This window comes from Amycolatopsis sp. GM8, from assembly GCF_021653975.1.
Classification (GTDB): Bacteria; Actinomycetota; Actinomycetes; order Mycobacteriales; family Pseudonocardiaceae; genus Amycolatopsis_E.
In genome coordinates this window covers 161,204-182,529 of sequence record NZ_JAJKFK010000008.1, presented here as the reverse complement: position 1 = coordinate 182,529, position 21,326 = coordinate 161,204, and the positions used below count along the sequence as shown (strand labels likewise).

20 protein-coding genes are annotated in these 21,326 nt (G+C 66.8%); 12 read left to right on the top strand and 8 right to left on the bottom strand.

The genetic code is table 11. The annotated features are described in order from the left end of the window. Positions 1-86 precede the first annotated feature (86 nt). Genes LOZ83_RS32085 through LOZ83_RS32065 form a run of 5 tightly spaced genes read right to left on the bottom strand, consistent with a single transcriptional unit; the run spans position 87 to position 5,448 of the window. The gene (locus LOZ83_RS32085; protein ID WP_236795503.1) at positions 87-1,781 is read right to left on the bottom strand and encodes a thiamine pyrophosphate-requiring protein; all 1,695 of its coding nucleotides are present in this window, start codon (positions 1,779-1,781) and stop codon (positions 87-89) included. After that, on the bottom strand, positions 1,778-2,692 hold the full coding sequence (locus tag LOZ83_RS32080) for an SDR family oxidoreductase (RefSeq protein WP_236795502.1): 915 nt from the start codon (positions 2,690-2,692) through the stop codon (positions 1,778-1,780). The genes LOZ83_RS32085 and LOZ83_RS32080 overlap by 4 nt, the downstream gene beginning before the upstream one ends. Before the next feature lie 25 nt (positions 2,693-2,717). Further along, entirely contained in the window at positions 2,718-3,170 is a 453-nt protein-coding gene (locus LOZ83_RS32075) for a MaoC family dehydratase (RefSeq protein ID WP_236795501.1), read from the bottom strand. Positions 3,171-3,193: 23 nt separating this feature from the next. Beyond that, entirely contained in the window at positions 3,194-4,564 is a 1,371-nt protein-coding gene (locus tag LOZ83_RS40595; protein WP_236795500.1) for a 3-oxoacid CoA-transferase, read from the bottom strand. Positions 4,565-4,578: 14 nt separating this feature from the next. Beyond that, positions 4,579-5,448 (bottom strand): amidohydrolase family protein, encoded by an 870-nt coding sequence (locus LOZ83_RS32065; RefSeq protein ID WP_236795669.1) that lies wholly within the window; start codon positions 5,446-5,448, stop codon positions 4,579-4,581. Positions 5,449-5,576: 128 nt separating this feature from the next. Here LOZ83_RS32065 and LOZ83_RS32060 point away from each other — a divergent pair, with 128 nt between their 5' ends. From LOZ83_RS32060 to LOZ83_RS32040, 5 genes are all read left to right on the top strand, one after another. Next, positions 5,577-6,203, top strand: coding sequence for a TetR/AcrR family transcriptional regulator (locus LOZ83_RS32060; protein WP_236795499.1), 627 nt, complete (start codon positions 5,577-5,579; stop codon positions 6,201-6,203). A 78-nt stretch (positions 6,204-6,281) separates the two neighbouring features. Continuing rightward, on the top strand, positions 6,282-7,070 hold the full coding sequence (locus LOZ83_RS32055; protein WP_236795498.1) for an SDR family NAD(P)-dependent oxidoreductase: 789 nt from the start codon (positions 6,282-6,284) through the stop codon (positions 7,068-7,070). Between the two features lie 75 nt (positions 7,071-7,145). Beyond that, positions 7,146-7,466 carry an EthD family reductase gene (locus LOZ83_RS32050; RefSeq protein ID WP_236795497.1) on the top strand — a complete coding sequence of 107 codons (321 nt, stop codon included), beginning with the start codon at positions 7,146-7,148 and terminating at the stop codon, positions 7,464-7,466. 234 nt (positions 7,467-7,700) lie between these two features. Continuing rightward, entirely contained in the window at positions 7,701-8,321 is a 621-nt protein-coding gene (locus tag LOZ83_RS32045; RefSeq protein ID WP_236795496.1) for a TetR/AcrR family transcriptional regulator, read from the top strand. 38 nt (positions 8,322-8,359) lie between these two features. Then, on the top strand, positions 8,360-9,712 hold the full coding sequence (locus tag LOZ83_RS32040; RefSeq protein WP_236795495.1) for an MFS transporter: 1,353 nt from the start codon (positions 8,360-8,362) through the stop codon (positions 9,710-9,712). Here LOZ83_RS32040 and LOZ83_RS32035 read toward each other — a convergent pair. After that, complete coding sequence (locus tag LOZ83_RS32035) at positions 9,703-10,266, bottom strand: XRE family transcriptional regulator (protein ID WP_236795494.1); 564 nt, start codon at positions 10,264-10,266, stop codon at positions 9,703-9,705. The genes LOZ83_RS32040 and LOZ83_RS32035 overlap by 10 nt on opposite strands. Before the next feature lie 245 nt (positions 10,267-10,511). Here LOZ83_RS32035 and LOZ83_RS32030 point away from each other — a divergent pair, with 245 nt between their 5' ends. From LOZ83_RS32030 to LOZ83_RS32000, 7 genes are all read left to right on the top strand, one after another. After that, positions 10,512-11,783 carry an FAD-binding oxidoreductase gene (locus LOZ83_RS32030; protein ID WP_236795493.1) on the top strand — a complete coding sequence of 424 codons (1,272 nt, stop codon included), beginning with the start codon at positions 10,512-10,514 and terminating at the stop codon, positions 11,781-11,783. Beyond that, positions 11,780-12,772: a dipeptidase gene (locus tag LOZ83_RS32025; RefSeq protein ID WP_236795492.1), complete on the top strand. Its 993-nt coding sequence runs from the start codon at positions 11,780-11,782 to the stop codon at positions 12,770-12,772. The genes LOZ83_RS32030 and LOZ83_RS32025 overlap by 4 nt, the downstream gene beginning before the upstream one ends. A 49-nt stretch (positions 12,773-12,821) precedes the next feature. Then, positions 12,822-14,234 carry a serine hydrolase gene (locus tag LOZ83_RS32020; protein WP_236795491.1) on the top strand — a complete coding sequence of 471 codons (1,413 nt, stop codon included), beginning with the start codon at positions 12,822-12,824 and terminating at the stop codon, positions 14,232-14,234. Between the two features lie 80 nt (positions 14,235-14,314). Then, positions 14,315-15,718, top strand: coding sequence for an MFS transporter (locus LOZ83_RS32015; protein ID WP_236795490.1), 1,404 nt, complete (start codon positions 14,315-14,317; stop codon positions 15,716-15,718). A gap of 64 nt (positions 15,719-15,782) precedes the next feature. Beyond that, entirely contained in the window at positions 15,783-17,228 is a 1,446-nt protein-coding gene (locus tag LOZ83_RS32010) for an amidohydrolase family protein (protein WP_236795489.1), read from the top strand. A gap of 24 nt (positions 17,229-17,252) precedes the next feature. After that, complete coding sequence (locus tag LOZ83_RS32005) at positions 17,253-18,503, top strand: FAD-binding oxidoreductase (RefSeq protein ID WP_236795488.1); 1,251 nt, start codon at positions 17,253-17,255, stop codon at positions 18,501-18,503. 31 nt (positions 18,504-18,534) lie between these two features. Beyond that, positions 18,535-18,900 (top strand): RidA family protein, encoded by a 366-nt coding sequence (locus tag LOZ83_RS32000; RefSeq protein ID WP_236795487.1) that lies wholly within the window; start codon positions 18,535-18,537, stop codon positions 18,898-18,900. A 19-nt stretch (positions 18,901-18,919) separates the two neighbouring features. On the opposite strand, the gene LOZ83_RS31995 is transcribed toward LOZ83_RS32000, so the two are convergent. Continuing rightward, entirely contained in the window at positions 18,920-20,035 is a 1,116-nt protein-coding gene (locus LOZ83_RS31995; protein ID WP_236795486.1) for a zinc-binding dehydrogenase, read from the bottom strand. Next, on the bottom strand, positions 20,032-21,312 hold the full coding sequence (locus LOZ83_RS31990) for an amidohydrolase family protein (RefSeq protein ID WP_236795485.1): 1,281 nt from the start codon (positions 21,310-21,312) through the stop codon (positions 20,032-20,034). Before LOZ83_RS31990 ends, LOZ83_RS31995 begins: the two co-directional genes overlap by 4 nt. Positions 21,313-21,326 lie beyond the last annotated feature (14 nt).

Sequence of the window (21,326 nt, the reverse complement as noted above, 5' to 3'; positions counted from 1 at the left end):
AGATAAGCACCAAAACCGTATCACCACGTTCAGGGCGTCGCAAGGACCCGGCCCGGCTCACGAAATTCCCCGCACAACGGTGGTTGTCATGCGCACAAGACGTTCACCAAGGCGTGGCGCCGTTCGACGGAAACGACCCGGACCGCCTCCCTGAGCGCGTCGGCCAGCTGGGACCGTTCGGACACCCGCACGCCCCAGCCGCCTGAGGCACGTGCGTACGCTTCGAAGTCGGGCAATGGCGCCAGCTCGGCGAACGGATTCCCGGAGTCTTCGGTTGCGCTCAGCCCGGCGGGATAGACGGAGAGCGTCGCGGACCGCACCCCCTCCCAGCGCCCATTGGAGCAAACGATCGTCAGCACCGGCAGGTCATAACGCCGCATCACCTGATGGCAGGCTGCCGGGTTGGCGAAGAGATACGCGCCGTCCCCCACGGCGGCGATCACCACGTCGTCGGGGCGTGCCATCTGCAGGCCGAGAGCGGCCGGCAGACCCCACCCCAGTCCGCCCACAGGCGGCGTGCCGAAGTACCCGCCGACCTCGCTCGGCAGCAGATCTGGCCGTGCCCAGTACTCGTTGACCAGGACCGACCCGGCCGGCCGGACCTCGCGCAGTGCGAGATTGAGGAAGGTCTTGTCGATGGGGCCGTCGGTGGCTTGGCTAGCGAGTCCGGGGAGCAGGGTGCGGCGCTGCTCGGCGACCGCGGACAGCCGGTCGCGCCGCGCCGGATCGATCTGCGGGGCGCGTGCTGCCAGCGCGTCGCGCAGGGCCGTCAGCAAGGGCAGATTGGCGGCGGTGATGGAAAAATCGCTGCGGTGGGAGCGCATCGGTATCGCTCCGAAGAGAGGGGCGGGACCGGTCTGGACCACGACGGTGTGGTCAGCCGGACACGTCTTGCCTGGTACCCAGGGAACGTCGACGTCGGTGACGCAGAGAACGTCTGCGTGCTTCAGTGCGGTGTCCACCGCGTATCCCAGGTGGAGGGGAAGATCCGCCGCGGCATTGACGTAGCGCGGGTGATCTTCGATGACACCGATGGCGTACCGGTCGCTGATCTCGTTCAGCACCGCCACCGTCGCGGGGTCGGCTCCGGTCCAGGACGTGACGATCACCGGGAACACGGCACCAGCCAATAGGTCGGCGAGCCGCTCGATCGCTTCGGGGTCGGGATGGGTGGGCGAAGGACTCGACGTCGTGGTGGGTCCCGAGGTGCTCACGATCGGCTGTGCCAGCACTTCGCGCGGGAGAGTGAGATAGACCGGCCCCTGGGGTTCGGCGGTCGCGAGTTCCCACGCGCGGTCAAGGACGGCATGCAGCTGCTCGCTTCCGCGCAGTTCGTAGTCCCATTTCACCGCCTCGCGCAGCATGCCTGCTTGGTCGTACATTTCCTGCGCCCAATGGATCACCGAATCGCGGGCGCCCGTGGGGCCGGCTTCGAAGACCGGGCTGCGGCCCGCCACCAGCAAGATCGGTATCCGGGCGTGGCCGGCATTGAGTGCTCCACAGACGGCGTTGGCCGTGCCCACATTGGTGTGGAGCATGACGACCTGGGGCCCGCCATCGCCGAGGTACGCACCGTGGGCCATCCCGACCGCGAGGTTTTCGTGTGCGCAGACCACGACCTCGGGGATGGTCGCGCCTTCCTCCCGCAACCGCAAATAGCCCTCGACGATGGGTGCGAAATCGGTGCCCGCGTTGACGAACATCCGTCGCACCCCCCGTGCGGCAAGCGCCTGCAAGTAGGCCTCGGCTGTTGTCCGGGTCGTGGCGCTTACCTCCGTCATCGAGCCGCGCCCCCACCTGGGACCGGAACCTGGTATGCCTCCGAGACGAGCTTGTGCATAACCGGGCCGAGTTCGGCTGGGTCCCAACGCGCGCCCTTGTCCGCGGTCGGACCATGACGCCAGCCCTCCGCGACTCCCACGGAGCCACCGCCGACTTCGAAGACCTGGCCGGTGACATCGGCGGACTCCGCACTGGCGAGCCAAGCGACCAACGGAGCGACGTTGTCAGGACTGCGTGGATCCCAGCCGTCTGTGGTCGAGGTAGTGGCGTTGCTCTGCAAAGTGGCGGTCATGCGGGTGTCGGCGACCGGCGAGATGGCATTGGCTGTCACGCCGTAGCGGGCGAGCTCGCGTGCCGCGCCGATGGTCATGCAGGCGATACCGGCTTTGGCGGCCGAATAGTTCGCCTGTCCGGCGCTGCCGTAAAGGCCCGCCGGCGAGCACGTGTTGATGATTCGCGCGTCGTTCCGCAGGCCCTCCTTCTGCCGTTTGCGCCAGTAGATGGAAGCCCACCTGGTCATCGAAAACGTTCCCTTGAGATGGACTCGAATGACCGCGTCGAAGTCGTCCTCGTCCATGTTGAACATCATCTTGTCGCGGATGATCCCCGCGTTGTTCACGATCACGTCGATGCCGCCGAACGTCCTGATCGCTGTGTCGATGACGCGTTGCGACCCGTTCCAATCGCCGACGTCCGCTCGGCAGGCGACGGCGACACCGCCCAGCTCGGTGATCTCGTCGACCACTGCGTCGGCCACCGACGCCGATCCGCCGGAGCCGTCAAGCGCGACACCGAGATCGGCGACCACGACCCGCGCTCCCTGCCGGGCGAGTTCAAGGGCTTCGGCCCGGCCGATGCCACTGCCGGCCCCGGTCACGATCGTCGTCTGCCCGTCCAAGAGTCCTGTCACTTCTTGTCCTTTCCGCCGCCGGCCATCAAAAGGTGTGCCGGCCGATCAATTCGGCGACGCAGGCCGGTTTCGCGCCGCCTTCGATCTCCACGGTGATCTGATTGATCACCTGCACGGTGTTCTCACCGATCGGCTTCACTTCCAGGTTTTTCACGTGCGCCCGGATTCGCGATCCGACGGGCACCGGGGCCGGGAAGCGGACTCGATTCAGCCCATAGTTCACCGACATTTTCACGCCTTCGTAGCGTGGCCCGACGCCCCGGGCGAGCCGCAGTACCAGAGCCAGGGTCAGAAAGCCATGGGCGATGGTGCCGCCGTACGGGCCATCCCCGGCTCGTACGGGATCCACATGGATCCATTGGTGGTCGTCGGTCGCGTCAGCGAACTGGTTCACACGCTCCTGGTTGACCTCGAACCAGTCGCCGGCGCCGAATTCCTCACCCTGCTTCGCCAAGAGTGCTACTTGGCCTTCTCTCATCGCATTCCCTTCACAGTCGATGGCTAAGTCCGCGGGGTGTGAGCCTCCATATCGGTCAGGGCCCACACCTCCTCGGCCGTGAAACCCGGTGCCACTGATTCGATGGTGAGCGCACCGTCGCGGCGCCGGAACACCGCCAGATCCGTGACCACGACGTCGACACACGCTTTGCCGGTCAGTGGGTAAGTGCAGCGCTGTACCAGTTTCGGACGGCCCTGGCTGTCGCAGTGCTCCATCAGGACCATCACGCTGCCGCCGGCTTGCGTCGAGGCCACCAGATCCATCGCGCCACCGATGCCCCCGCCGGTCATCTCCGGCGTTGCCCAATTGGCCACGCTTCCCTCGGCGTCGGCCTGATAGGCGCCCATGACGACGACATCGACCCGCCCGCTGCGAACCATTTCGAAGGCGGTCACACTGTCGAAATACGAGATTCCCGGTCGTGGCGTGACCGAGACCCCGGTCGCGTTGAACACGTCGGGATACGTTTCCTCGTCATCGACGATGTCGCCGTAGCCGAGGATGCCATTCTCGCCGTGCAGCACGATGTCCCGGTCCTTGATGAACGAGGACACGTAACTCGGGATTCCCAGGCCCAGGTTCACGTAACTCGGTTCGGGCAGCAGCCGGGCCGCCTGCTCGGCGATCTGCACCCGGGTCCAGCCCGGCTTGCCATGATATTCGCGCGCCACATCGGCCGGACGCCGCTTCAGGCCGTATTTGGGCAGCGTGTTCGGCACCGTGGTCCGCACCACTCGTGCCACGAAGATTCCCGGCAGGTCGATGCGCTCCGGCGGCAACTCGCCGTCTTCGACGATCTCGTCAACCTCGACGATCGCCACCCGTGCCGCCTTGGCGAAACTCGGCCCGAAGTGCTGGTTCGCCGCCCGGAATTCGATGTTCCCCGATCGATCCGCGCGATGTGCCGCGATGAACGCGTAGTCCACCCTGAGCGCCGTTTCGAGCACATAAGGCCGGCCGTCGAAATACCGGATGTCCTTGCCATCGGCGATCGGCGTGTTCAGCCCCGTCGGGGTGTAGATCGCGCCCAGGCCGGCGCCGGCGGCACGCAAGCGCTCCACCAACGTCCCCTGCGCCACGAGTTCGTAGGTCATGACTCCGTCGGCGAGCAGCTCGTCGGTCGCGCTGAGCCGGCCCGCTCGCGAGGTAAAGGACATGATCAGGTGGCGAACCCGGCGTTCGTCGATCAGGGGCCCGGCACCCGGCGGGATGGTGTTGCCCACCAGGCACAGGTCGCGACTGCCCCGTTTGTGCAGTGCCTCCAGCAGGCTCATCGGCGATCCCGCGCTCTGCCCGAACCCGGACACCGCGATCGACGCGCCGTCGGCCAAGTCGGAGATCGCCGCTTCCGGCGACTCGTACACCTTGTCCACGTCGGAGTCCCCTTTCACTTCTCGGAGAGCCCGAGCAGGCGCGCGGCGTTGTCTTTGAGGATCAGCGGGCGCACCTCGGGCTTGATGTCGATCTTCTCGAAATCCGCGAGCCACCGATCCGGTGTGATCACCGGAAAGTCCGAACCGAAAAGCACCTTGTCCTTGATCAGCGTGTTGGCGTAATGGATCAGGTTGGCCGGAAAGTATTTGGGTGACCAGCCGGACAGATCGATGTAGACGTTGGGTTTGTGCACCGCCACCGACAATGCCTCGTCCTGCCAAGGAAAAGAGGGGTGTGCCAGCACGATCGGCAGATCGGGGAAATCCACGGCGACGTCATCGAGGAACATCGGGTTCGAGTATTTGAGCCGGACGCCGCCACCGCCGGGCACACCCGCCCCCACGCCGGTTTGCCCGCTGTGGAACAGAGCCGGCACGCCGGCCTGCTCGAGCACCTCGTACAAGGGGTAGTACGCACGATCATTGGGATAGAAGGCCTGACTGTTCGGATGGAACTTGAACCCCTTGACGTGGTAGTGCTCGACCAAACGCCGGGCCTCGGTGACCGCGACCCGACCCGCGCGGGGGTCGACGCTGGCGAACGGAATCACGATGTCCGAGTTCTCGCCGGCCTGCTCGGCGATCTCGTCATTGGTGACCGCCGGCAGCCGGCCGGTCTCGGTCCTCGCGTCGACAGTGAAGGCGACACAAGCGATCCTGCGTTCGCGGTAGTACCGGGCCATTTCCGGCACCGTGGCCGGACGGGCGTCCGTCCCGAAGTATCGCGCCATTGCCGAGGTCTCGGACGTCGGCCCGCTCGGGGTACCCACCGATGCCCAGACATGGGTGTGCACGTCGATCGCGATGATGTCGTCGAGGTCGATCACGGGGACGTCCTTCCGTTCGATCGGGCCGGCACGCCGTCGGGTCGGCCAGCACAGTATTACAGACGAAACGTGACCGTAATAGAGTTTCGGCTGGTCGACTTTTGATCGTGCTCTACACTTGTCCGGTGTCCGCGCTTCACGAGTCGTCGCAGCGTCCTCGACGCGGCCGGCCCCGCGATCCCAGCGTCGACGCGCGTGTCACGCAGGCTGTGGTCGAGCTCTATGCGCGTGTCGGATGGGCCGGCCTCACTTTTGACGACGTGGCCAATCACGCGAAGGTCGGCAAAGCGGCCCTCTACCTTCGCTGGTCGAGCAAGGAAGATTTACTCCTGGACTGCATGGCGGATCTCAACGCTCAGCGCTCCTCCCCCAGCCACGGCGAACTGCGCGCCGACCTGACCTCCATCGTGCATGCGCTCTTCGACTTCTTCACCAGCACGGGCGGGCTTGCCTATCTGCGGCTCTACGTCGAATGTCGTTATGTGCCGGGACTGGAAGAGCGTTGGCGCAAGCAGCAGGCGACGCCGATGTTCCTGGAGACCCGGGCACTCGTTCACGAGGCGGCCGCCCGGGGCGAACTTCCTGAGGACACGTCCCCGACCATCCTCCTCGACGCGCTGATCGGCGCGATCATCAACCATGTGCTCTCCACACCGCCGGAACTGTTCAAGCAGATGCAGGACAGCAGTGCGGGTTACATCGACGCGCTGATCGACTTCGCGCTCGCTGGTGCGGGCGCCGCGGCCGGGTGAAGCCTTCCAGGCCGGTCTCAGCCGGGTGGGCGTAGCGCTCCCTCCCGCGCCGGTCGGAGCGCTCATACCGTCGACCTCATGACCAGTCATCCGCACAGCGCGGCCAGTGGCCCCCTCGCCGGCACAGTCGCCCTCATCACCGGAGCCAGTAGCGGAATCGGCGAGGGCACCGCGCTCGCGCTGGCCGCGCTCGGCGCACGGGTGACCGTCGTGGCCCGGCGGGCCGACCGTCTCGACGCACTCGTCGAAAAGATCGAAAGCACCGGTGGCCACGCGCTGGCCGTGGGCGCCGACATCACGGACGAAGGGCAGGCCCACGCCGTTGTCGCCCGCGCCGTCGAGACGTACGGCCGCCTCGACACCGTGGTCGCCAATGCGGGCGTCATGATCCTCGGGCCGATCACGGGTGCCGACACGACCGACTGGCGCCGGATGATCGAACTCAACACACTCGGGCTCATGTACACCGCCCACGCGGCCGCCCCGCACCTGCTGGAGGCGGCGGCCGGCGGCCCCCGCGAAGTCACCGACCTCGTCCTGGTCAGCAGCACCGCGGGCCGGGTGGTCCGAGGTGGCGGCGGTGTCTACAACGCCAGCAAGTACGCGGTGACCGCCTTCGGGGAAGCCTTCCGCAGGGAAGTCACACAACGCCACCTGCGCGTTTCGCTCGTCGAGCCCGGTGCGGTGGCGACCGAGCTGCCGCTGCAGAACCGCCCCGAGGTCCAGGAGCGGATGTACGAGCGTTACTCCACAATGGAGCGTCTGCGACCCGCGGATGTGGCGGACACCATCGCCTTCATCGTCACCAGGCCGCGCCACGTCGCCGTGAACGAGGTCCTGATCCGGCCGACGGACCAGCAGGACTGACCGGCGCGTTCGTTCGGCCAACGTGGGTGCACTGCACCCATGCTCCGGGAGCCGGCCCGCATTACTGTCGTCAACGTGGACAATGAGAACAAGGAAACCGTCTTCGTCATCTACAGGTCGAATGGAAAAGAATTCCGGTTCGATCATGACTACTTCGTCGCCGAGCATCTCCCCTTGGTACGAAAAGCCTGGGAACAGTACGGTCTGGTGTCCAGCACCGCCGTCTACCCGAAGGGTGAGGGAGACATTGTGGTGGTAGCGGTGAACGAATTCCGCGACGAACAGGCCGCCATCGCGGCATTCGGTTCGCCGGAGAGCGAGGCTGTGATGAGTGACATTGTTCGCTACACCGACCTCATCCCGGTCCGGTTTCGCGGTGTCTCCTTCAGCTATTGACGTCGTCATATCCGGCGTGGCGAGCAAGATCCCGCCCGTGCCGGAAATGCCCGCGTCCCCGGACGCACATCCACTGTGTCGGCGACACACCGGAGGACGCCACGCGCCGCCCAATTCCGGCGGTGTGGCCTCATGGCGCCGCGTCGCAGGTGTTGGAACTGCGGAGCGGCCATAAAGCCGACTGATTCATTCGGCGAGCTTGCCGCCAATTTTTAGATCGAGTAGTCTTTAAATATGGACTCAACCAATGACGCCGCGCGACGCGGGCGGGGACGGCCCCGCAAGTTCGAGCGGGAACCAGCTCTGGAGATCGCCGTGCGCGTGTTCTGGCAGCGGGGTTATGAGGCGACCGGCGTCGCGGAATTGCGTGCGGCGATGGGCGCCATGCCGTCGGCGAGCTTCTACCAATTGTTCGGCAGCAAGGCTGAATTGTTCGCCGAAGCGATCGCGCACTATCGCGCGACGTACGGGCGCGTCCTCGACCCGCTGACCGATGCGTCGCTGGATCCGAGGGAAGCCGTCAGGCAGACCCTGAGCCGGTCCATCGCGATGCAGACCGATAAGGAGCACCCGCTGGGCTGCATGATGGTGCTGGCCGCCCCGACCTCGGAAACGGACGACCCGGTCTACCAAATGGTGGCGGAGCGCCGCAATGTCACCCGCTCCCGCGTCCTGGAAAGGGTCCGGCAGGCGATCGCCGAAGGTGTGCTGCCGCCGGGGACGGACGCGGAGGCCATAGCCGGCCTCATCTACGGGTACCTCATGGGCATCTCCACTCAGGCACGCGATGGCGTGTCCGCCGAAAAGATGCAGCGTTCCGCCGACGCGCTTCTGGCCCCTTGGGGGCAGCAGTGACTTCGACTTTGACAGCACGTACCTCGGCCCGTACGTGGGTGGGCGTAGTCACGCTGCTGGCCGGCACATTGTTGCCGCCATTGGATTTCTTCATCGTCAATCTCGCCATCCCTTCGATTCAGGACGACCTCGGCGGCGGCGACAGTCTGGGCCAGCAGATCGTGGCCAGTTACGCCGCCACCTACGCCGTGGCACTCACACTCGGTGGCCGTCTCGGCGATCTGTACGGGCGACGGCGAGCTTTTCTCGTCGGCCTCATCGGGTTCGCGCTTGCCTCGCTGCTGTGCGGTTCGGCCGGCGAGCCGTGGCTGCTTGTCGCCGGGCGCATCCTGCAAGGTCTCACCGCCGCATTGATGGCGCCGCAGTCCCTGGCGCTCATCCGCGCCAGCCTCGATGGCCGGGAGCAGACGATCGCCCTGGGCTTCCACGGTGCGACCGTCGGACTCGCCGCCGTCATCGGCCAGTCCCTGGGCGGACTCCTCGTCACCGCCAATGTCTGGGGCCTGGGCTGGCGGGCGATCTTCCTCATCAACCTGCCCGTCGCCGCCCTTGCCTTGCTGGGCAGCCTGTTCCTGCGCGACCCGCACACCCGGGGCGCGGAGAAACTCGACTGGGTCGGCGCCGTCCTGCTCTTCACCGGTCTGGCCGGGATCGTCATCCCGCTGGTCGAGGGGCGCGCCCTGGACTGGCCCACGTGGTGCTTCGTTCTGCTCGTCGTCGCCGCCGGCCTGCTGTACCGGTTCTGGCGCTACGAGTCCACCCTCGGCGGACATCGCGTCATGCCCCTGATACCACCCAAAGCACTCACCGCGCCTGGCGTGCGGATCGCACTGGTGTCGGTCGCCCTGTTCTACTCGATCGCCGCGTTCTTCCTGATCTTCTCCGAACACGAGCAGGCCGCCGGCCGCACCCCGCTCCAGGCGAGCCTGGACATCCTGCCGCTGGGCATCGGTTTCCTGATCGGACCGCTGACCGTGCCGCACCTGATGCGGGTCATGCCGCGCCGGATCGCCGCCCTGGGCCTGTGCCTGGAAACCATCGACTTCCTCGCGTTCGCCGTGCTCGTCGCCACGCTCGGCCGGACACCGTGGGCCGCCGCACCGCTGGCGCTCATCGGCTTCGGTCAGGGGCTCGCCCTGCCTTCGCTGATCCGCATCACGGTCACCCACATCCCGCGCGCGTTCGCCGGCCTGGCCAGCGGTCTGGTCAACGCGACCCTGCAGATCAGCGCCGCCCTCTCGGTCGCGATCATCGGGGGCATCTACTACTCGGCCGCCGGCGCGTACGGGTCGACGGCTGCGATCACCGCGGTGTCGATCCTCATCGCCGTGCTGCTGTTCGCCTCTTCGCTGCTGTCGCTCCGGGCTGAACGCGTCCCGTCCTACCAGTAGGGCGAATTCATGAATGCGATCATCTCCGCGCGCTGTTCACCATCGTTGCGGAGCGCATGCGGTTTGCTGGCGTCGTATTCCACGAATTGCCGCGCTTCGATGACATACTCTCGGTCGCTGTAGAGCAAAACAAGCTCACCGGAGATCACCCATCCGAAATCGCGGCCCTTGTGTGCCAGAACGTCGCGGAACGACGCGCCCGGCTCGAGCGTGACAAGCACGGCCTGCGCACCGGAGTAGTCGCTTTGCAGGAGCCGATACGTGACGCCCTCGCCGCGATCGATCAGCTGCAAGCGCTCGGGTTCGACAATGGTCGGACCAGCACCGGTCTCGTCCTCGACGAGCAGTTCGCTGGCGCTGATCTTGTAGAAATCCGCCAACCGGGAGAATCGCGAAAGCGAAATGTCCGCCTGCCCGCGTTCGAGCATGCTCAGAAAGGACATGGACAGGTCGACTTCGCCGGCTACCTGCTCGATGGTCAGTTTACGAAGGTGGCGGAGCCGGCGAAGTCGTTCCCCGAGGCGTCGTTGCCGTTCCTCGTTGGGAGGGGTCACGGCGGGTTCCTCTTCGGTCCTCCGCACCATGAGACTTGAACACTCCGACTCGACGATTGGGGAGTCAGAAGAAGACGCGTGCTTGCGTCTGCTCTGACCCACGGCCTTGGTCATCGTAGCAGCGAGCCTGTTCCGCGACGGCCGGCGCAGCTGAGCACCTGAACCCGCGGAGGGGGCTTGACAGCCGAGACATTTTCAACAGAATGAAGAAATCTCAACGAGAACTATGGAGTGTCAGGGACGCCATGCCAGTCAGTGAGCGAGTAGTCATCGTGGGTGGCGGCGCCATCGGGCTCGCGGCCGGGTATTTCCTGCGGCGCGAGGGCGCCGACGTCGTCATCCTGGAACGTGGCCAGGTCGGCGACGCGGCCTCGCGCGGCAACGCCGGCTGGATCACGCCAGCGCTGTCCGCCCCGATTCCGGCTCCGGGCGTCCGGAGCTACAGCCTGCGGAACATCGTCAGACCGAGCTCGCCGTTGTTCATCCCGCCCCGGTTCGATCCGGCGCTGACGCTGTGGTTGTGGCGCTTCTGGAGGTACTGCAACCGCCGCGATCACCAAGCGGGGCTGGCGGCGATGGCGGAGCTCAACCTGAGGACGATGCCGCTCTTCGACGAACTACTCAAGGACGAGGTCAAGTTCTCGATGTGGAAGAGCGGCCTGTTGTTCGCCTTCCTGACCGAGAGCGGCGCGGAGCACGAGCTCGCGGCACTGCGGGAGCTGACCAAGTTCGGCTATGACGTGCCCGAAGTCCCCCTCGACTCGTCCGCTATACGGCAACTCGAGCCGGCTCTCTCGCCACGGGTGTCGGCCGGTTTCCTGCTCGCGGCCGAACGACACGTGGACCCGCAGACGCTCACCCGGGGGCTCGCGGACCGGTTGCGCGACAACAACGCGGTCATCCACGAACATCGTGAAGTCACCGGTTTCGAGACCAGGGGCAACCGGGTCGTGGCCGCGCTCTCGCACGGAGAACGCATCGAGACCGACCAAGTCCTGCTGGCCGCGGGAGCATGGACGAACCCGCTGGCCCGCAAGCTCGGCCTGAACGTGCCGGTACAGGGGGCCAAGGGATACAGCTTCACCTTGCGCCCGGAGACCCCGCCGAAGCACGCCTTGTACTTCGGCGAGTCGAAGATCGGAGTCAGCTCCTATCAGGACAGCACCCGCGTCGCCGGGACGATGGAACTGAGCGGTCTCAACGAACGGATCCACCGGCGCAAGGTCAGCTCGATCGCCAAGCAGGCCCAGGCCTACCTGGGTGATTGGGCCTCCGGGCCGATGGAGGACGTCTGGAGCGGGATGCGTCCCCTCACCTACGACGGCCTTCCGGTCATCGGCAAATCGGCCCACTACGACAACGTCTATGTCTCCACCGGGCACGCCATGCTCGGGATAACCCTCGCTCCGGCGACGGGGGAAGCGCTCGCCGAGTTCATGATCACGGGCAGGTCCCCCGGTGTCCTGCGGCCGTTCTCACCCCAGCGATTCCCGAAGAGCCGGAGGCAAAGCGGATGATCACCGAGAACACTCCCGGCTTCGATGCGGCGCTGGTCTGGGACCAGCACGGTTGCCTTCCCCTGCACCGGAATTCCACGATCGACGACCTGCACGAGTACGTCCGGGCCGGGTTCGATTTCGTCTCCGTGAACGTCGGAATGGACGGTCCGTGGCAGGACACGCTCGAGACATTGATGAACTTCCGCGGGCAGATTCTCGACAACCCCTCCTGGACAACGCTCGCCGGAACCGCCCAGGAAGTGTCGAAGGCCAAGGAAGCGGGAAAACTGGCCGTGGCCTTCGATCTGGAAGGCACCGAGGGGCTGGACGGCAAGGTCGGCCTGGTCGAGACCTACTACCAGCTCGGTGTCCGCACCATGCTGATCGCCTACAACGTGCCGAACCGGGCCGGCGGTGGCTGTCACGGCGATCCGGAGGACGGCCTGACCGCCTTCGGCCGCGATGTGGTGCGTGAAATGAACCGCGTCGGGATGGTCGTCGACGCCACCCACTGCGCTCGCCGGACCACCTTCGATCTGTTCGAGCACTCGACGTCGCCGGTGATCTTCTCCCACTCGGTCCCGTCGGGCGTCCACCGGCATCCTCGCAACATCGACGACGACCAGCTGCGGGAATGCGCCCGGACCGGCGGTGTCATCGGCATCAACGGCGTCGGGATCTTCCTCGGGGACAACGTCACGGCGACCGAGGATCTCTTCCGGGCGGTCGACTACGCGGTGGGCGTCGCGGGAATCGACCACGTCGGGATCGGCCTGGACTACGTGTTCGACCAGGCCGAGGCCAACGGTTTCATCAAAGACGACCCGGACTCCTTCCCGGCCGACGGCAACTACCTGCCGAGCGACGGGGCACCGATCGGGTTCGTTCATCCACGCCAGCTGCGTGAGCTTTCGGAGGTCCTGACCCGGCACGGGTACAGCGATTCCGACGTGCGCGCGATCCTCGGGGAGAACTTCCGCCGCGTCGCCGCGGCCGTATGGCGCTAACCGGACGTGCTTTCCCTTCCCACTCACTGCCCGTCATAAGGAAAATCCCATGGCTGATCTGGATTCATTGCGCAAGGACATCGCCGAACTCCTCGACGCCCAATCCGCGGCGACCGGTGTCGCCGGGGCGGTGATCGGCGTCGCGGTGGGCGGCGACCAGTTCTCGCTCGCGCACGGCAGTGCGAACCTCAATACGGGCCAGGAATTCACCACCGACACCGGATGGCTGCTCGGCTCGGTCACCAAGGTGCTCACGACAACCGCCCTGCTGCGGCTGGTGGACAACGGCACCGTGGATCTGGACGCACCGGCCCGCCGGTACATTCCCGAGTTCATTCTCGCCGACTCCGATGCCGCCGACGCGATCACCGTGCGGATGCTGGTCAACCACACCAACGGCATCGACTCCGACGACCTGATGCCCTCCGGCGTACGAGGCCGCGACGCCACCAAGTCCTACGTCGCCCAGCTGCGTGACTTCGGCTGCCTGTTCGAGCCGGGCACGGGCATTCATTACTCCAACCCCGGCTTCGTCCTCGCCGCACGGATCATCGAGGAGCAAACCGGGCTTCCCTACGAGACGGCAATCCAGACCGAGCTCTTCGACCCGTGCGGCATGAACGACGCCACCGCGGTGCAAACCCAGGCGTTCTTGCGCCGCACCGCCATCGGCGCGCTCCCGGCCGACGAACCAGGCGCACTGCGGGCCACGTCGATGTTCAGCCTGCCCGAATCCGCCGCCGGGGCCGGCGCGACACCGATCGTGACGGTCGACGACATGATCGCTTTCGGCCGCATGCACCTGGCCGGTGGCCTCGCCCCTACTGGCGAGCGGGTGCTGTCGCAGGAGCTCGCGGCGGCGATGCTAACCCCGACCTTCGACCTCGGGCTCCCCTCGGCGCCGCCTATCGGCCTCGGCTGGTGGCTGGATCCCATCGCCGGGACGACGGCTGCCTGGCACGGCGGCGGTTCCCCGGGAGGCACGTCGAGCTTCTGCATCGTCCCCGAACACGACGCCGTCATCGTCAGTTTCGTCAGCGGCTCCAACGCATTGCTCAATGACACGCTGCACACCACCGTCGTCGAGCACCTCACCGGGCAGCAGGCCGCCGCGTCATTCAGCGGAGCCCCTGCACAGATCGACCCCGCAATGGGCGGCGAGTACGCCGCCTTCCACATCAACAAGAACATCAGTGTCCGCGACGGCAAGCTGCTCGTGCACACGACTGCCCCGTTCTACGACGAGGAACTGGAACGCATCCTGGGCGCCTACGGAGCGCCCAGCTCGTCCAGCGCCACCTATGTGCCGGCGGCCCCCGGCCTCTTCGTGCCCGAAGAGGCCGACCCGCGAACCGCGGCCGGCTTCTACGGCCGGATCACCCAACTCGCCGACCTCCCTCCGGTGCCCGGACGACCGCACGGCATCCACACCGGGCTCCGCTTCCTCCCCAAGATCAGCTGATCGACACCCGCAAGTTCCGTTCCGCAGCCGTATCTGGTCCCCACCCCCCACCAGTTCGCTCTCTCCTCAGGAGGCTGTCAATGTCGACGTCCCCACTCACCGTCGGAACGCAAGTCAGAACCGGATCTCTCGCCACGGTCATCCTCGGCGGCCTGGTACTCGTCCTGAACCTGCTCGAATCGATGCTCGTTCCGGCGCTGCCGCTGATCCAGCAAGGCGTGGGCGCGTCCACCGCTTCGATCACCTGGGTCTTCACCGGGCTGCTGCTGTCCGGCGCGGTCTGCACTCCGCTGATCGGACGACTGGCCGATATCCACAACAAGAAAACGGTCTTCCTCGTCGTGTGGGGGGTGGTCCTGGCCGGAGTGCTCCTCAGCGCCATCGCCAATTCGATCGTCGTGCTCGCGATCGGTCAGGTCCTCCAAGGTGCCGGGCTCGGTTTCGCCCCGCTGGCGATCGGCATCCTGCGAGACACCCAGTCCGCCGAGAAAGCGCGGACCGGCAATGGGCTGATCATCGGCATGTCCGGGCTGGGCTCGGTCGCCGGCGTGCTGGTGTCCGGCCCGCTGTTGACCGTCCTGTCGTACCACTGGCTCTACTGGCTCCCGCTGGCCGCGCTGGTACTCCTCGGCCTCGTGGCCGCGGCGGTGCTTCCCTCCACTCCGGCCGGCGGCGACGGCAAGGTCGACTGGGCGGGCGCGGTTCTGCTCAGCGCCGGGTTGTTCGCGGTGCTCATCAGTCTCACCGAGGCTCCCTCGTGGGGATGGTCGTCGGCGAAGTTCCTCGTGCTCGCCGCTGTGGGGGTGGCGCTGCTGGTCGCGTTCACAGTGGTCGAACGGAGGCTCGAGCGACCACTGGTCGACCTTCGGGTCGGCGGGAAAGCCGTGATCGTCACCTGCGTGGTCGCGTTCACCGCCGGCTGGGCGACGTACGCGGTCTTCCTTTCTCTCCCGACGATCGTGGCCGCGCCACCGCTCGCCGGTTACGGGCTCGGCGGGACGCCGACCACGGCGGGCTTGCTCCTGCTCCCCCTGGGACTGATCGGCGCCGCCTCGGCGACCCTGACCGGACGGCTGGAACGGCTACTCGGCGCCAAGACGGTGATGGTGCTGTCCTGCGTGCCGATCGTGGCCTCCTCGGCAGTCCTGTTCCTCGCTCGTCACGACGGCACCATGCTGGCGCTTTCCTCGGGACTGGCCGGACTGGGCATCGGCATCGGGCTCACCCAGGCGATGAACATCGTGTCGTCGTCGGTGCCCGCGGAGCGGGTGGCCAGTGCGAGCGGCTTCATCCTGGTCGTGCGCTCCGTGGGCGGGACATTGGGCGCGCAGGTGTCGGGCAGCATCCTCGCGAGCGACCTCATCACGGGGACGCCCTTGCCCACCTGGTCCGCCTTCGGCACGATCTTCGTCATATCGATCGTGGTCGGCGTCGGGGCACTCGCCGCGAGCCTCGCACTTCCCCGGCGCATCGCCAGCGTATGACGCTATTGACCATTCGACTTGCTGCGTCCGGGAAACCGGAGGCAGCCCACCAGGAAGGAAGACAATGTCACTGCTGTTGACCGGCGCGACCGTCATCGACGGTGTTTCCGACAAGGGCGTCGAAGGTCAAGCGATCCTGACCGAGAACGGCCGCATTGTGGCCATCGGCCGGCCCGGCGACCTGCCGATTCCGGCGGACGCCGAAACCATCGACTACAGCGGGAAGTTCATCATTCCCGGGCTACTGAACGCCAATGTGCATCTCCTGGTCAGCGCCCTCTTCGAGACGCTCGTAAAGTATGAAGGGCGCTACGAAGAGCTGATCACCGAGTCCGCACAGGTCGCTCTGAAGAGCGGCATGACCACCGTCTTCGACACCTGGGGGCCACGACGTGCGCTCATGGCGGTCCGCGACCGGATCGATCAGGGCCTCGTCCCGGGCAGTCGTATTCGCTGCGCGGGCAACATCATCGGATTCGAGGGCCCGTTCTCCGATGATTTCGACAAGCGGATCCCGGGAGTGGGAAGCACCAATTTCGTCGACCGGGTGAATGCGACCTGGGTGGAGAACACCGGCCGGCATCTGATGTGGTTGACACCCGAGGAGGTCGGCAAAGAGGTTCGCACGTACATCGAGCGCGGAATCGACTTCGTCAAGTACGCCTCGAACGAACATGGCGGGACCTCAGCCGGCGCCTTCATCGAATTCTCGGAGCGCACGCAGCGCGCCATCGTCGAGGAAGCCCATCGTGCCGGGGTGACCGCACAGGCCCACACGGGATCGGTCGAGGGCTTGCGAATAGCGATCGAGGCGGGCTGTGACCTCGTCCAGCATTGCAACATGACGGGACCGACCGAGATCCCCCGCGAGACCCTCGAACTCTTCGCGCGGGGCAACTGCGGCGCCGTCGTCTTTCCGTTGACCGACAACGGCCTGAAGGTCCTGAAGGAGTCCATTTCGGACTTCGAGTGGACGATGTGGAAGGCCTCGGACGCCAACGCCCGCAACCTCATCAACTCCGGGGCGACCATTCTGCTCGCCAATGACGGAGGCATCTTGGCTCCGGAAGTCATGAACGAGCCGATGCTCAAGGGTAGTTGGATGGGATTGCCCGAGGACGAAGGCCTGGGCCGAATGGCGACAGGTCACTTCGTCTGGCTCCGGGCCATGGAAGAGAAGGGCATGTCACCGATGGCCCTGCTGCACGCGGCGACCCGCAACATCGCGAAGGCGTACAAAGTCGACGACGATCTCGGCACACTCGAAGCAGGCAAGATCGCCGACATGGTGGTGCTCGACAAGGATCCGTTGCAGAGCGCCAAGAACTACCAGAGCATCCACGCCGTCATCAAGGATGGCGCCCTGGTGGATCTCGACGCGCTCCCGGAGCAGCCGCTCTTGACCGCGGACCTACCTGCTCCGCTCGAAGAAGAGGCCCGCCACAAGAAGTTCCTCCATCACGGTGAGCGCCTGCCGGGTTGTCCCTCTTGCCTGAGCGGAACGCACTAACACACCCAATTCAGGAGTCGATGTATGACTGGACAGTCTTCACCCCGGCGTGTTGTGGTCGTGGGCGCCGGAATGGTCGGGCTCTCGTGTGCGTGGTTCCTGCAGGAGCACGGCGCGGACGTCACCGTTCTCGAACGGTCGGCGGTGGGGGCCGGCGCGTCGTGGGGCAACGCCGGCTACCTCACGCCCGCCATGGTGGGGCCGCTCCCGGAGCCGGCGCTGTTGCGAGAAGGCGTCCAGAGCCTGCTCACCCGGGGATCGCCGGTCGCACTGAGCGGGCGGCTGTCCGCCACGACGCTGGCGTTCCTGGCCGGCTTCGCCCGGAACTCGACCGCGCCGCGCTGGCGGCGGGGAATGGCCGCGCTGGGCCGGTTGGCGGTGGACAGCCTCGGCGCTTTCGACGAGCTGGCCAAGGGCGGCGTGCCGGCGGAGGTCCACGAGCGGAACATCCGGATCGGGTTCACCGCCGGTCAGGACACCGCGGGTCTCGAGCACGAGTTCGCCGCCGCCCGCGCCACCGGGCAAGAGGTGTCCCATTGGACCTCCGCCGGGCACGAGCCGCCGTTCTCCGACCGGATCACCCAGATCCTGCATCTGGAGGGCCAGCGGTTCGTGGCGCCGGGCCCGTTCCTCGACGCGCTCGCCGGCTCGGTGCGCGAACGGGGCGGTGAGATCGTCGAGGGCGCCGCTGTGCGGTCGGTCGGGTTCGGGCCCGGTGACCTTCAGGTGGACACCTGGACCCGGCCACCGCACCGGGCCGACGCCGTCGTCCTGGCGACGGGTGCGTGGCTACCGGAATTGGCGCGGCGCCTCGGCGTCCGGGTGCCGGTCCAGGCCGGGCGGGGTTATTCGTGCAGTATCCGGCTGGCCGAACCGCTCACGGGCCCGGTCTATCTGCCCGGCGCCCGGGTCGCGCTCACCCCGTACGGCGAGCGGGTCCGCGTCGCGGGCACGATGGAGATCGCCGACCGGGACGCGCCGTTCGACCGCCATCGTCTCGAGGCGATCCTGCGCTCGATCCACCCGCTGATCGACGGCGCCGACTGGGACGACGTGCGCGAGCCGTGGGTGGGGCCCCGGCCGCTGACGCCCGACGGGCTGCCGTTGATCGGCGCGACGAACGTTGCGGGCGTGCACGTCGCGGGTGGCCACGGCATGTGGGGCGTCACGCTGGGACCCGTCACCGGGAAGCTCCTGGCCGGCCAGATCATGAGCGGGACAGCCGCGCCCGAGCTGACCCCGTTCGATCCGCTGCGTCGCGGGTGGACTCGATGAGCCCCTTCCTCCAACCAATCGGGAGATTTTGATGAGCCAGGACGCAGTCACCCCACCGCCCGCGCCGTCGTTCCGGCGGCAGGGAAATCTGCTGCTGTTGTCCGGCCAGGTCGGCGTCGACGAGAGCTGGCGGCCCGTCACCGGGACGTTCCACGACGAGGCCCGCGCGGCCTTCGCCAATGTCCGGCGGGTGCTGGCCGAGGCCGGCGCGCAGCCGCACCAGATCCTCAAGGTCACCGCCTACCTGGCCGACCTCGGGGACTTCTCCGCCTACAACGTGGTCTGGACCGAGGAGTTCCCCGAGCTGCGCCCCGCCCGCACGACGATCGGTGCGCAGCTGGTCCCGCCCTTCCGCGTCGAACTCGACGTCGTCGCATGGCTCGACGACAGCCGCTGAACCTTCGGCAACGACCGGGTCAGCGGGGATAGCTGATCGCCGGCTTGATCTCGGCCCACGCCTTCATCGACGACATCGCCTCGTTGATGTCCTCGAGCGGCCGGGTCGACGTGATGAGCGCGTCCCAGTCGAACCGGTCGCGGTGCCGCCGCATCAAGGACAGGGCCCGGCCGTAGTGCGCGATGGCGGCGCTCCGGACGCCGATGATCGTCGGCTGTTTGGCGATCATCGTCATCGGGCGGAACGGCACCGTGGCCCCGTGGGTGGGTCCCACGACCAGGAAGCGCCCGCCCACCCGCAGCAGGCCCAGTCCTTCGTTGAACGCCTCCGGTACCCCGGCCGCCTCGATGACGACGTCACCACCCCGGCCACCGGTCGCTTCGAGGACCAGCGCCTGCCGTTCGGCGGGATCCGGGACGGCGCCGATGTCGATCGTGACGTCCGCCCCCCATTCCCGGGCGAGGTCGAGACGCTGGCTCGGGCCACCGATGACGATCACCCGGAACGCCCCGGACAACGACGCCAGGACGGTCGCGAACAGCCCGAGCGGCCCGGCCCCCTGAATCACGACCGTCTGCCGGAAGTCGATCCCGCCGAGCCGGTCGAACGCGTGCACGATGGTGCGCAACGCGCAGGCGGCCGCCGCGGCCGCCGCGTCACCGACCTCGTCCGGCACCTTGACCCGGCCCGCGTTCGGGAACACGTAGCAGTATTCGGCAAAACCTCCGGTGAGATAAGGAAAGGCACTGCACGGCGTCGCCATGTAAAGGGTGGGACGCCCGCACAGCATCGGCTGTCCCTCGATCACACATTGATCGCACTGCCCGCAGAAGCCGTGCGCCCAGATGATGCGATCGCCCACCGCGAGGTCCTCGCCGACGCTGTCCCGCGAGACTCCCTCCCCCAGCCGGACGACCCGGCCGGTCATCTCGTGGCCAAGGATGATCGGCCCGGCCACCGCCCCGCCGAAGCCGCCCTCCCACCTGTGGACGTCCGTCGCGCAGATGGTGGAGGCCAGCGTCTCGACCAGCACTGCCCCTGGTTCCACCTGGGGAATCGGCACATCGATGATGTCCAGGGGCTTGCCGGCCTCGACGAGGACCGCGGCGCGTGCGGTAGTGGGAAGCGCCGTCATCCCACACCGACCAGCGGACGGTGCACGTCACCACGCGGGTACAGGTTCTCGGTGGGCGGGGTCAGAATGTCGGACGGCATCAGGCCGATCCGCTCCCCCTCCGCTTCGAGGGCCGCGCGATCCATGCCGAACAGCTTGATGATGTTGTCGCCCATCATCTTCCGTGCCTCGTCCTCGGTCACGCCCGCGGCACCGAGCGTCGCCCGCAGGTATGCCCGCGTGCCGGGCGCGTTGATCGAACCTTCGTGGTGCGGGTAGTCGGCCCCCAGCATCATGCGGTCGACGCCGATCTGGTGCCGGGCCTGGGCCTCGGCGGTCGAGAACAGCGACGAGCCGAGGGAGACCTGCCGCGCGAAGTATTCCGACGCCAGCCGCGGGACGACCTGGCGGATGTCGCGGCGGAGGAAGGCCCCGCTGAGCGAGTAGTCCAGCCGCTCGATGGTGGCCGCGGCCCAATACGAGCCCATCTCGGTGAATACGAGCTGGAGATTGGGGTGCTTTTCCAGCGTGCCGCTCATGATGAACTGGTCGAGCACCTGCCGGGCGATGAAGAACCACTGCTGATTGGACAACGCGGCGCCGAACCGCGGGTCGGTTCCGGGCGCCAGCCGGGGACGGCGCTTCGTGATGCCGCTGGTGCCGGTGTGCACCTCCAGCGGCATTCCCAGTTCTTCGAGGAGCTTCCAGATCGGGGTGTTGCGCTCGTGATAGACGGGGTAGTCGTCGTCCATGAACGGCAGCAACACACCGCGCAGGCCCGATTCCTTCGCCGCCCGGATTTCCGCCAGTGCTGTTTCGACGTCGTCGAAGTCCACGAGCGCGAGCCCGGCGAAGCGATGTGGCGCCTCCGAGCAGTAGTCGACGAGCCAGCGGTTGTACGCCCGGCGCGCCTCCCGCTCCTGATCCTCCGTCGGCGTGACGTTGATGGCCGACATCGAACTGTGCGCCGGGGACAGCAATTGGAACGCCAGCCCGAAGTCCGGGAACAGCACCTCACCGGCGATACCCTCGCGGTCGAGCTCGACCAGCCGGCGGTCCATTTCGAAGACCCCGTCCACCCGGCCCGTTTTCACCAGCTGGTCCGTGAAGGAGTCGACTTCCTCCGGGTCCAGCCGTGCCTCGAGCGCGGGACGGTCGAAATTCTTCGAGCCGTATTGCTTGTAGACCGTCAGGAAATCGTCGAAGTCCTGATGAAGGCGAGCGGGAAGGTACTCACGCCATTTCGGCATGCGCGCGACCGCGTGCCCATCCGATGAGACATAAGTGATGCTCTTCATTTCTTCCCCTTTCC

Bases quoted from the DNA above. Each gene is read 5' to 3' on its own strand.
- LOZ83_RS32085 (WP_236795503.1), bottom strand. From the start codon at position 1,781: ATGACGGAGGTAAGCGCCACGACCCGGACAACAGCCGAGGCCTACTTG.
- LOZ83_RS32075 (WP_236795501.1), bottom strand. From the start codon at position 3,170: ATGAGAGAAGGCCAAGTAGCACTCTTGGCGAAGCAGGGTGAGGAATTC.
- LOZ83_RS32055 (WP_236795498.1), top strand. From the start codon at position 6,282: ATGACCAGTCATCCGCACAGCGCGGCCAGTGGCCCCCTCGCCGGCACA.
- LOZ83_RS32045 (WP_236795496.1), top strand. From the start codon at position 7,701: ATGGACTCAACCAATGACGCCGCGCGACGCGGGCGGGGACGGCCCCGC.
- LOZ83_RS32030 (WP_236795493.1), top strand. From the start codon at position 10,512: ATGCCAGTCAGTGAGCGAGTAGTCATCGTGGGTGGCGGCGCCATCGGG.
- LOZ83_RS32025 (WP_236795492.1), top strand. From the start codon at position 11,780: ATGATCACCGAGAACACTCCCGGCTTCGATGCGGCGCTGGTCTGGGAC.
- LOZ83_RS32020 (WP_236795491.1), top strand. From the start codon at position 12,822: ATGGCTGATCTGGATTCATTGCGCAAGGACATCGCCGAACTCCTCGAC.
- LOZ83_RS32015 (WP_236795490.1), top strand. From the start codon at position 14,315: ATGTCGACGTCCCCACTCACCGTCGGAACGCAAGTCAGAACCGGATCT.
- LOZ83_RS32010 (WP_236795489.1), top strand. From the start codon at position 15,783: ATGTCACTGCTGTTGACCGGCGCGACCGTCATCGACGGTGTTTCCGAC.
- LOZ83_RS32005 (WP_236795488.1), top strand. From the start codon at position 17,253: ATGACTGGACAGTCTTCACCCCGGCGTGTTGTGGTCGTGGGCGCCGGA.
- LOZ83_RS32000 (WP_236795487.1), top strand. From the start codon at position 18,535: ATGAGCCAGGACGCAGTCACCCCACCGCCCGCGCCGTCGTTCCGGCGG.
- LOZ83_RS31995 (WP_236795486.1), bottom strand. From the start codon at position 20,035: ATGACGGCGCTTCCCACTACCGCACGCGCCGCGGTCCTCGTCGAGGCC.
- LOZ83_RS31990 (WP_236795485.1), bottom strand. From the start codon at position 21,312: ATGAAGAGCATCACTTATGTCTCATCGGATGGGCACGCGGTCGCGCGC.